The following is an 11,459-nucleotide window of genomic DNA, read 5'->3' on the forward strand; positions in this document are numbered from 1 at the left end:
AAAACGCTCAAAGCGGGCTTTTAGAGATTTTGCATTTTTGTTTAAAAGCTCCGCTTGCGCGGCGAGCTTATCTGCGTATGTTTGAAGCGCCGTCGCATACTTAGCATGCGCCTCAAAGTCCGATTTTAGCGCGTAAATTTCATCTTTTACCGATTTTATATTTTGCACGAGCGCCTCGTCTTTTACGAAGGTTCGGATCGTGCCTAAAAGCGCCAGCAGCGTCGTGGGTGATGCCGCAAAAATGCCGATTTGCGCGCAGTATTCAAGCACCTGCGGCAGCTTCTCGCAGACGTAGACGAAAACCGCTTCGCTGGGCACAAATAGCACCGCAAACTCCGTGCTAAGAGGCGGTATGATGTATTTTTCCGCGATATCTGCGGCGTGCTTTTTCATATCGGAGGCGAGTTGCTTATCCGCACTAGCAAGCGCTGCGGCGTCGTTTGAGGCGGAGGCAGCGATGATCTTTTCATAGCTTTGAAGTGGGAATTTTGAGTCGATGCAAAGAATTTTTTCTTTTGCGATATGCAGCGCGCAGTCTGCGATCCTGCCGTTTGGTAGATGCTTTTGCAGCTCATAAAATGCGGTGTTTTGCCCATAGATCATCGATAAAATTCTCTCTAATCGGTACTCGCCGAAGTTGCCGCGTAGTTTTACATTGCCTAAAATCGAGTTTAGCCTTGCAATTTCGTCACGCACCTGAAGCGAAGTTTTATTTTGCTCGCTCATTCGCGCTAAATTTTCCGCTATGTCCTTAAAGCCGCGATCCAGCGAGCTTAAATTCTCGCTAAGCGCGCTATTTTGGCGCTGCAAGCCCTCGCCTAGGGATCTATTAAGATAATAGAGCTTATCGTTAAAGCCGTCGTTTAGGCTTTGATTTAGCTTAAAAAGCTCGGCACTTGCTCTCGCACTTTGAGCTGTGAGCCTTTCGTTTAAAAGCTCGCTAAGCGTGGAGTTTGCATCGCTTATGCGGCGGTTTTGTAGCACGAGCGCGATCAGCAGGGCAAGCACTAGCGCAGCAAAAAACGCAAACGCCGCGAGCAAAATCCCATCAGCGCCCATTTTCTTGCACGCTTTGCGGATCTAAAATTTCATTTTTGTAGCGCAGATATTCGATATCGTTGTTAAGCGCACGATTTTCCTCAAGCAAAACCTCGTGTTTAGTGCGAAGCGCGGCGATGTCGCGGCTGATGTAATAAATTTCGTTGCGGATGTAAATCGCCGGCACCGTCAGCAAAAACGCAAATCCGATCAGCAGATAAACGACTAAAAGCTGATAAAGCGTGAGATTTTTCTCCTTTTTTTTCTCGGCGTCGTAGTTACGTAGCAGCTCGTCCTGTGCGCCCGCGAAACTGCCGTAACCGCGCCCTGTGGCAAAGCTTGCATAATCATGCGCGCCCAGATCTGCGTAATTTTGATTTTGTGTACCTGTAAAGTTCGCACCCACAAACGCCGCATAATCCACCTTGCCGGTAAAATTGGCACCTACAAAATCGCCGTAGCTCGCTCCAGTTGCGGATTTCTCGCTGCCGCGATTGGCTGAAAGATTTGCGTCGTCGCGTCCTTTTAATTTTACTTTGTTGTTTTTATTAAATTTTGTTCCGCCGCTTTCGGAATTTAGATAGTTTTGGGCGTTTGTGAAGCCTGAACTTTCGAATTCCAAGCCGGTAAAATCGTCGTAACCGCCCGCTGCGCCCGCGTAGTTTCGTTTTACGGAAAGATCCGCGGCAAGCTTATCCTCTAGCTCCTCATCCGTCAGATCCTCCATAGCTCGTCTTTTCGCAAGCTCTATGCCCGCTAGATCGGATGTTCCTGCGAAGTCGTGCCCGTCATCGTCGTCGGCAAAATATTCATATTTATTCATCTAAAATCTCCATAAATTTAAAACCACGATCTTATCTTTACTCGCCGCTAAGGCGCCTGTGTCAAGATAAAATTCTGCTCGAAACCCGCAGCTAGCGTGTACCCAGCAATGGGCCCTTAAGGTAAAATTTAAAAGCCAAAATCACGAGCAAAATTTTTCTTTGCAATTTTACCTCGGTAAATGGAATTTTATCTTAACTCGCAAAATTATATCTCGGCCAGCAAAAGCAAAATTTCACTTTAACGGGCTATTTCGTTTATTTGGCTGGCTCTTTGCACGATATTGTATAGCAGCAGAAGCTTCAAAAGAAGCATCGCGTTAATTTTGCTCGTTTTTTTGCACCGCCTGCTTGGGAAATTCATTTTGATAGGTAAAAATCAAGTTCGCTTTACTCAGCTTATCTTATAAAATTTTGTCAAATCGTCTGAAAAACCGCTTAAAATTTCACTGCGTCTTCGATGCGCCTTAAAACGCTAAGCGAAGGATATCGCTTGCAAGATAAGCTCTATCATCTAAAAAAATCAATGAAATTACGGCTCGTCTACAAAATTTCGTTAAAGCAAAGAACGAGATTTGGCATTACGCCGCTTGCTTTAGGCGCCAAATTTTAACTCTCGCTCGGTTCTGTATCTATGTTGCCACTTAGTTTTTAAAATATGCAGCAACCAAATCTCATAAAATTATACGTTAAATTTAGCGTAAAATTAAACGTTAAATTTTTCGCTAAATTTTATGATTTAGCCATTGCGTGTTTAAAATAACGTTGAAAATATCATAAATTCTAAAAGCAAAATTTTTGTAAGCCGAATTTTAAAATTCCATAAAATTTTAAAATTTAATGCCTGCAAATCTGTAAATTTTACAAAATTTCGTCAAAATTTAAAATTCATAGCAAGCAAAGGCGGTCATTTTAGCCGAAAAATTCTTAGCTTTGCGCTCGCTGCTCGCGAGTTTTGCGCAAGCTCTTGCGCGTCCGCTATTATCGGGCTTTTGGTTAGGATTTTGCCTAACGAATGCCCGCCGCCGCATTCGCAGCGCATAAACTCGCTAGGGCAGACGCAATCACGTTCCCACGCCTTAAATCGTTCCTTTACTATGCGATCTTCAAGCGAATGAAACGAGATTATAGCGACAGTTGCATTAGTTAGAATTGAATCGCGCGATTTTTGTTCGATGAGATCAAGTAGGCGTTTTAGCTCGCCAAGCTCGTCGTTTACCTCGATGCGGATCGCCTGAAATGCTAGCGTAGCCGTGCTGATGCTGCGCCCTTTAACGGGCTTCGTTCCGATTAAATTTGCCAAAGCTTTAGCGCTTGTTAGCGGCGCGTTAGCCCGTGCAGTAGCTATTTTAGCAGCGATTGCGTTAGCGTTTGTTAGCTCGCCGTATTCGTGGAAAATGCGCGCCAGATTCGCTTGCGAGTAGCTGTTTACGACATATGCCGCATCTAGAGCTGCGCCTGCATCCATTCGCATATCCAGCGCGTCGCTTTTAGTGGAGAAGCCACGACAGTTTTTATCTAGCTGAAGCGACGAAACGCCAATGTCGGCTAAGATCCCACGAACTGCGCGGAGCTTTTGCTCGGGCAGAATTTCTAAAATTTCGCTAAATTTTGCTTTGTGAATTTCTATGCGATCTTTAAATTTACTGAGCCGCTCGCGCGAAAATTCTATCGCTTCGGCATCTCTGTCGCAAGCGATGAGTTTAAGCTGCGAATTAGCGCTCAAAATGCCCTCGCTGTGCCCTCCGTAGCCTAGCGTGCAGTCGATAACATAGCCGTCTTCAAGCTGCGAAAATGCTGCGATCGTTTGCGAAAAAAGTACCGGAATATGTGGAGCTTGCACCTGAATTTATCCTTTTGAAATTTCTAATCCTATATAATAGCGAAATTTTTTACAAAGGCGAGAGATGGACGAGTATTATTATGAAATTTTACGCAAAATTTCGCTTTCGATGTTTAGAGATAGGCTTTTTGGGATCTTTCACGGCTCGATTTCAGCAAAAATTAAAGAAAATCAATTTTTGATCAACAAAAAAGACGCGATTTTCGATAGCCTGGATAGGGATGATTTTATAACGCTGTTTTCAAAAAAAGACTACCGCTGGCAGGATGCTAGCATCGATAGCGACATACATATAAATATCTACAAAAATATAAAAGAGGCGAAATTTGTAACCTACGCGACACCGCCGTATCTCGTCGCATATACGCTGGAGCATGATTTTATTTTGCCACGAGATTACTTTGGGGTGAGCAAATTTAAGCGCATTGAAATTTACGATCCTAAGAGCTACGACGACTGGCACGAGCGTGCGCCGTACGAAATTTGTAACTATATGATAAATGAAAATAGCGATATAATGGTGATTCGCGGCTATGGGGTTTTTGCTCATGCAAGGAGCGCGCAGCAAATGGCGAAAAAAATAGCGATTTTAGAAATGAGTTCAAAGCTGCTTTTGCTAAGCTAAGATTAATGTATACCAAATCATTTACTAACGCGTTATAATTCGCCAAAAATGCCTATTTTTCAGCCTTACATAAGGTTTTATCTGTATAATTACTAACAAAAAATTTCTTTAGTTAGCTATTTAAGGATTTAGATGATAGAATGGATGCAAAAGCATAAGAAGTCGCTTATACCGACGATCTGGATAAGCACGATAGCCTTCGTGGGCGCAGGCTTCGTCGGCTGGGGCGCATATGATATGAACGCTAACCGCGCAGGCTCAATCGCTAGAGTAGGGCAGATTTCCATAACAAATCAAGAACTAAACACAAAATATTCCGAACTATACAACAGGCTGAGTGCTATGAGCGATGGGCAATTTACTCAAGAACAAGCCAAAAATATGCATCTAGATCAGATCGCAGTAGATCAGCTAATCGGCGAGGCGTATTTTCTAAATTTTGCTAAAGACTTAGGCGTTAAGGCTAGTGATAAAGATGTGGCGGAATTTGTGCTAAACTCGCCGAATTTCCAAGAAAATGGCGCATTTAGTAAGGAACTTTACGATAATGTCGTAAGGAATTCAGGACTTACTAAAAAGGAATTTGAGCGCAATCTACAAAAGGTCCTAACTTTAGAAAAGCTCGGCAAAGCGCTAAAAATAACGCCTAGCCCTAAGATCGTAGAAGCATTTGCAGCATCGCAGCTGATGCAGGATAAGGTTTCCGCAGAGATAATCTACGCCGATGCTAACGTCACTTTTAACGACGACGAGCTAAAGAAATTTTGGGAAGGCGAGAAATCGCACTTTATGACGGAGAAAAAATATAATTTAGGAGCCTATTTCGTAGCGCCTAGCAGTGCGGACGTAAACGAAACCGAGCTAAGTAAATTTTACGAAGAGCACAGAGGCGAGTATAGAAGCCTGGATGATAAACTATTGGATTTTGCAGAAGCCAAACCTAATGTCTTAAAAGATTACCGAATGGATCAGGCTAAAAAAATCGCAAAAAAAGATTTTCCAGATATTAAAAAAGGCAAAATCGATACTAATGAAACTATAGTTGCTACGGCTAGCAATTTTCCAATATCTGAGATTGAGGTCGCAAATCCAGGAGATGTCATCAAGCCTTTCGAGTACAAAGGCGGATATTTGATTGCTAAACTAAACGGTGTAGAGCAACCTAGGCAGATGAGCTTTGAAGAGGCTAAGTCTTTGGCTTCTAAAGAATTTGAAACAAAAAAACGCAAAGAGCTACTTGAAAAAAGAGCTCAAGATGCGCTTAAAAATTTCAAAGGCGAGGATTTCGGCACGCTATCTCTTAATAGTAAAAACGACACCAAGCTAAGCGATGACGAATTTTATAAATTTCTTATCGATATGTTTAATAAGCCTACGAAAGAAGGGATAGTGATGTTTGATGACAAAGCTGTAGTATATAAAATTTCACAGCAGAGCCTAGGTAGCAGCGAAGAGATAGATAAAGAAAAAGCGATCGTAGCCGATAGAATAACCACGTTATTAAATTCTAATCTGCAAGATGATCTAACCAAAATGCTAGAAAAGCGCTATAAAACCGAAAGATATTTTAAAGGTAAAGACAGTGAGTGAGTATATTTTAGGTCTAGATATAGGCTCAACTAAAATTCGCGCGATAATCGCTAAAAATGATGGCATTTTTACGGTCTTAGGCGTTGGCGGAGCCGATACTTTAGGTATCAAAAAGGGCGTCATAACAAACATAGAGCAAGCCGCGGGCTCAATAAAACAGGCGGTGAAAGCAGCAGTAAAAGGCGCTGGTAGAAGCTATGATAAAGCCATTATATCTATCTCCGGCTCATACGCCAAAAGCGTTAAATCTCGCGGCGTCATAACTATGGAAAATGAGATCGGACTAGATGAAATAAAGCGTGCCATGCAGGTTGCCGAAGCGCAAGCAAATGTGCCTAGCGATAGTGTGATTTTACATGTGCTTCCGTATGATTTTAGAGTCGATGAGCAGGAACACATCGAGGATCCCCTCGGTATGAGCGGTACGCGCCTAGAGGTATCTACGCATATCGTCATCGCGCCAGAAAGCTCAATTAAAAATTTAAAAAAATCCGTCGAGATGGCGGGCGTGAAGGTAGATAACATCGTCCTTTCAGGCTACGCATCATCCATATCTACGCTTAGCAAGGACGAAAAAGAGCTCGGCGTAGTGCTGATTGACATGGGCGGCGCTACATGTGATATAGTCATCCACCTGGGGAATTCCTTGCGTTATAACGATGTTGTGATGTTTGGCTCTAATAACGTTACTAACGATCTATCGCGTGCTCTACACACGCCGCTTCCTTATGCGGAAAACATTAAAATTACTTATAACGATCTAATTAATCAAGGCAATAGCGAAGTTGAATTGCCTGCTTTAGGAGATAGCGAGTCAGAAAACCACATCATAAGCCTTGAGATCATCTCTCAAGTCATCCTCGCTCGCGTTAAAGAGACCTTCGATATGATAGCCGATAAGATCGAAAGAAGCGGCTATAAAGACCGCATAGGCGCAGGTATCGTAATCACGGGCGGTATGGCGAAGCTAGACGATGTGCGTGATTTAGCGACGATAGTTTTTGATAATACTTCCGTTAGGGTTGCAAGAGCAAAAAGCGTGGGCGGTCTACACGAGATTGCTGATGATATTTCAAATTCTTGCGCACTAGGACTTTGCATGTATGGTTTCGGCGAATTTACCCCTTACGAGATGGACTCTAACGGCAAACTCCGCTACAAAGACGAAGTTATAAACAAGGCTCCGAAACGAAATGTGAACGAATATTATGAAAAAGAGGTCAGCAAGGCGATAGAAAAAGAGGGCGTCAGAACGGATAGCGGTGCGGCTAAGAAGGAGGATCTAAATATCCAACTTCCCAAAAAAGACGGACAGAATTTTTTCAATAAAATTTGGTCGTCTATGAAAAATTGGTTTTAAATTTTAAGCTAAGGAGATACTCGTGAAAGGATACAGCATGGAAGAAAGAAAGGGCATCTACGGTGCCAAGATGAAGGTTATCGGCGTCGGCGGCGGCGGATGCAACATGATAAATCATATGATTCGCGAAGGATTTACCAAAACCGATGTTGAGCTTATGGTGGCTAACACCGACGCACAGGCGTTAGAAAAGTCGATCGCAAATACTAGAATTTTACTAGGCGAAAACACCACCAAAGGCCTTGGTTGCGGTATGGATCCAGCGCTTGCCAAGATGGCTGCAGAGGAGAACTATGACGATCTTAAGGATCGCTTGGACTACTCCGACATCGTTTTTGTGGGTTCTGGTCTAGGCGGCGGTACCGGTACTGGCGCCGCACCTATCGTTGCAAAAGCTGCGAAAGAGAAAAAAGCGCTAACTATCGGCGTCGTTACCACCCCTTTCGGTTTTGAGGGTAAAAAGCGCATGCGACTAGCACAGGAAGGCCTTGAAGAGCTTAAAAAAGAGTGCGATTCCATAATCGTTATCCCGAATCAAAATTTATTAAAGATCATCGATAAAAAAACCGGTCTAAAAGACGCATTTAAGATCGTAGATAATGTCCTATTCCAAGCCGTAAACGGTATGATCTCCGTGATCTTAGAGTCCGGCGATAGCGATATCAACGTCGATTATGCCGATGTTAAAAAGGTAATGACTCACCGCGGTTTGGCGCTTATGGGTATCGGCGTTAGCGAGGGCGACGGCGCGGCGGAGGAAGCGCTAAAAAGTGCGATCCAATCTCCGCTTTTGGATAATACCTCCATTCACGGCGCTATGGGCGTGTTAGTGCATTTTAAGATGTCGCCTGATTGCTCCTTGCTTGAGATCGAATCTGCGATGAATATCATCGAAGATACCGTAGATAAGGACGCCGACGTTACCTGGGGCACCACCACCGATCCTAAGATGGAAAACAACCGCGTCGAAGTTACTCTCATCGCCACTGGCTTTGAAAGGAGCGTCGAGGAAAAAAAGCAGGTCGCCAGCGATAACGTAGCCGATCGCAGAAAGGCGCTTTTAGAGAGCATGGGTCGAAATTCTATCTTTTCTAGACAAAAGGTAAGCAGCGGCGATTTTAACGGGGACGAAACCTACGACGAGCTCGACGAGCCCGCATTCCTACGAAACCAGATGGACTAAATGCGCAGACGAGATAGGCAGCTAAGCGAAGATGAGGCGTTAAAAATCATCGACGAGAGCGAATACGCTACGCTTAGCTGCATAGACGATAGCGGCGAAATTTTTAGCGTACCTATCTCGCCGGTGCGCGATGCAGACATTATTTATATCCACGGCGCGCCTGCCGGCACAAAGGCAAAACTCTTTCAAAACGGACGCGCGGTAACGGCGGTTTTTGTTAGCTATAACCGCGTTCCTACCCCAAGTGATGAAGAATACCGATCTATCGCAAACGACGCTGCCGCTTTAGGCTCTAGAGTTTATACGACGGAGTACCGTAGCGCAATCGCCGTTTGCGAAGCAAGTGAAATAGAAGATGACGAGCGTAAAATTTACGCCCTTCGGATACTATGCGAAAAATATACCCCAAACTACATGTCGCGCGTGGAGTTTGCCTCCAAAGCATCATTAAAGCGCACGAAAATTTACGAACTCAAAATAAAATCCGTAACTGCAAAGGCTAAAATTTTATAGAATTAAATTTTAAGAAATCTAAATTTAAATTGCTTGATTTCTTAAAATTTCAAGTTTGAATGCTAGACAAATTTTAATTTTAAATTTCGTATCGCTAAATTACAAAGCTTCTTATCGGTACGAGCATCGGCACCACCGCGGCGATCGTGCCGCTTACTATCGGCTCGGCGCCCTTCATCGCGCGGCTCATCGAAAGCGCTCTGCTGGAGGTTGATAGCGGCGTGATCGAGGCGGCGAAGAGCTTTGGAGCGAGCAAGACGCAGATCATCTTTCGAGTGATGTTCGTCGAGGCACTGCCTAGCATCATCGGCGCGATTACGCTCACGCTCATCGTCATCATCGGATTTACGGCGATGGCGGGCACAGTCGGAGGCGGCGGGCTCGGCGACGTGGCGATCCGCTACGGCTTTCAGCGCTTCCGTCCCGATATAATGGCATACACAGTCGTGATCCTGATCGTGCTCGTGCAGATAATCCAAAGCATCGGAAATTTGCTTTATAAAATTACGAAAAAGTAGGGGTCTAGACGGGGGCTTCTTTCTATCACGAACAGCAAATGTACGAGCGATGACGCATACCGCAAGCGGTATTTGACTGCGCCTAAGCTTTGTCTTTTTGTACTCGTATCCGGCTATTCGTACTCTTGCTTGCACTCAAATTCTACGCTTAGCTTCGGGCATTCATTCTCCGTGTTCGTAGTGGCAGACTAAAATTTTGATTTATGAGCGGACTTTCTAAAATTTAGCTTCGATCATTCGGTGAAAATTTAAAGGATTGGAGGCGGATAAAATATATAAAAGCGAGCATGTATTGCTGCTTTTGCTTGACGGTTTAAAATTCCAAGCAGCTTGATTACGATATGAAAATTTACGCTAAAATTTAACGAAAATCGGTGCGATCTGCCCGATAAATTTTAGAAAGGATAATGATGATTTTAGCTTCAAACTACGATGAGATCGACTTTGATGCGCTTTATAAGGCGCAAAAGGCAAAAAGCTCATTCGGCAAAAAAACTGGCCGAGCATTGGGATAAAAAGGCGCCGAGCTTCAACGAGGGCGTGATGAAAAGCGCCTACGCGCGCGAGTTTATAGACAAGGTTGATTTTGCTGGTGTCTCCACGCTGCTTGATTTCGCATGCGGAGCGGGCGCGTTAAGCGTGCTGGCGGCAGAAAAGGTGGATAAAATTTACGGCTATGACTTTTCGCCCAAAATGCTGGAATTTGCTCGCGAGAACGCTAAAGCTTACGGCGCGAAAAATATAAAATTTGCGCAAAAAGCTTTTGAGGACGATTGGTCTGACGTACCCGCGTGCGATCTCGTTTTTGCCTCGCGCTGCCTTGAGGTGGATGATCTAAAAGCCGCGCTTAGTAAGCTTCTTTCAAAGACCAAAAAATCGCTTTATATCACGTTTAAAGTAAGCGGCAGCTTCGTGGACGGGGATATTTTGGATGCGATAGGGCGCGAAGTGGAGCAAAAGCCAGGCTTCGTCTATCTTTTAAACATCCTGTTTCAAATGGGCTATCTGCCGAGTCTCAGCTATATCAAGGCCCAGTGTCACGGCGGCGGAGCGAAAAGTGCGGAGGAGTTTATGCAAAAGACGCGCTGGATGCTCGGCGGCGAGCTAAGCGAAACGGAAGAGGCGCGGCTGGCGGAGTATTTTAACAGCGGCAAATACGAGCCAAAGCGGGATTTTATGCACTGGGCGTTCGTGCGGGTGAATGTTTAGCGCAACGCTCCGCTCTCACAATGCTGGAATTACATATTCGAGCCGGCTTATCATCTTGAAAATAACCAACCGTATCTGCTCTGGCGATCGCTCGTGGTATATAGAAGGTAAGTTACGTATAATATTAAATTTATCGCGTAAAAATATGAGTTAAATTTTTGTAGCTTATCGCATAAAATAAAAATTGAAAATTTTTATACGCTGCACTTTGAAATTTTAAAGCACAAATCGAATTAAGGGCTGCGGTCTTAGAATTTTATTCTCTTCTAAATTTAAAAAGGGGCGAGAAATCTTCCGCCCCTGAAATTTTATATAGGATTTGAAATTTTATAGATGTGCGAGCCAGGGCTTACACATCTCTTATTTAAAACATAATCTCAAACCCTGCATTGATAGCGCCGCCTCTTGTCTTGCCTACGTAGCCCTTGCCTCCTAGGCTAAGGATAAGGTTCTTGCTCTCATACTTATAGCCTGCTTCAAATACTCCGGTCGAGCCTTTTAAGCTAGGCTTAGGAGCGTCAAGCCCCATAGTAGATGCTTTAGCATCTCCGCTAAACTCATATTCGTATGCGCCTCCAAAGTATAGGTTATGCTCATCTTTTAGATTTATAGTATCTCTTAGGCCTGCTCTTAGCCTATTAGATGTAACGCTATCAAAGTGATATCTCTCGCCAGAGCTTATAGAGGCATCGGCATCATCCGTGTAAGCATATAGCCATTTAGTATAAACGTCTAGTTTATTACTTTGGCTTAGATCAA

At 44.1% G+C, this 11,459-nt stretch carries 10 protein-coding genes and 1 pseudogene; 7 read left to right on the plus strand and 4 right to left on the minus strand.

What is annotated here, in order from left to right:
• From Q0257_RS03110 to rsmH, 3 genes are all read right to left on the minus strand, one after another.
• Positions 1 to 1,059, minus strand: a 1,059-nt coding sequence (locus tag Q0257_RS03110) for a DNA recombination protein RmuC (RefSeq protein WP_298021425.1), incomplete at its 3' end; no start/stop codon positions are given.
• Positions 1,049 to 1,861 (minus strand): hypothetical protein, encoded by an 813-nt coding sequence (locus Q0257_RS13040; protein WP_366517489.1) that lies wholly within the window; start codon positions 1,859 to 1,861, stop codon positions 1,049 to 1,051. The genes Q0257_RS03110 and Q0257_RS13040, both read right to left, overlap by 11 nt.
• A gap of 905 nt (positions 1,862 to 2,766) precedes the next feature.
• A complete protein-coding gene (gene rsmH, locus Q0257_RS03120) occupies positions 2,767 to 3,702 on the minus strand; it encodes a 16S rRNA (cytosine(1402)-N(4))-methyltransferase RsmH (protein ID WP_298021428.1) in 936 nt (311 codons plus the stop codon).
• A gap of 64 nt (positions 3,703 to 3,766) precedes the next feature.
• Here rsmH and Q0257_RS03125 point away from each other — a divergent pair, with 64 nt between their 5' ends.
• The 7 genes and pseudogenes from Q0257_RS03125 (at position 3,767) to Q0257_RS03155 (ending at position 10,700) form a co-directional block, all read left to right on the plus strand.
• Positions 3,767 to 4,327, plus strand: coding sequence for a class II aldolase and adducin N-terminal domain-containing protein (locus Q0257_RS03125; RefSeq protein ID WP_298021431.1), 561 nt, complete (start codon positions 3,767 to 3,769; stop codon positions 4,325 to 4,327).
• 132 nt (positions 4,328 to 4,459) lie between these two features.
• Positions 4,460 to 5,917 (plus strand): peptidylprolyl isomerase, encoded by a 1,458-nt coding sequence (locus Q0257_RS03130; RefSeq protein WP_298021433.1) that lies wholly within the window; start codon positions 4,460 to 4,462, stop codon positions 5,915 to 5,917.
• Entirely contained in the window at positions 5,910 to 7,277 is a 1,368-nt protein-coding gene (gene ftsA, locus Q0257_RS03135) for a cell division protein FtsA (protein ID WP_298021436.1), read from the plus strand. Before Q0257_RS03130 ends, ftsA begins: the two co-directional genes overlap by 8 nt.
• Before the next feature lie 22 nt (positions 7,278 to 7,299).
• On the plus strand, positions 7,300 to 8,460 hold the full coding sequence (gene ftsZ / locus Q0257_RS03140) for a cell division protein FtsZ (RefSeq protein WP_297963201.1): 1,161 nt from the start codon (positions 7,300 to 7,302) through the stop codon (positions 8,458 to 8,460).
• Positions 8,461 to 8,973 carry a pyridoxamine 5'-phosphate oxidase family protein gene (locus Q0257_RS03145; protein WP_298021439.1) on the plus strand — a complete coding sequence of 171 codons (513 nt, stop codon included), beginning with the start codon at positions 8,461 to 8,463 and terminating at the stop codon, positions 8,971 to 8,973.
• Between the two features lie 98 nt (positions 8,974 to 9,071).
• Positions 9,072 to 9,491: pseudogene (locus tag Q0257_RS03150) on the plus strand (ABC transporter permease subunit); the annotation flags it as partial.
• 543 nt (positions 9,492 to 10,034) lie between these two features.
• Entirely contained in the window at positions 10,035 to 10,700 is a 666-nt protein-coding gene (locus tag Q0257_RS03155; protein WP_298021442.1) for a class I SAM-dependent methyltransferase, read from the plus strand.
• Positions 10,701 to 11,064: 364 nt separating this feature from the next.
• Here the strand turns inward: Q0257_RS03155 and Q0257_RS03160 are convergent.
• Positions 11,065 to 11,459 (minus strand): autotransporter domain-containing protein (locus Q0257_RS03160; protein WP_298020397.1); only part of this gene is annotated, 395 nt, incomplete at its 5' end.

This window comes from uncultured Campylobacter sp. (assembly GCF_938018035.1).
GTDB lineage: Bacteria > Campylobacterota > Campylobacteria > Campylobacterales > Campylobacteraceae > Campylobacter_B.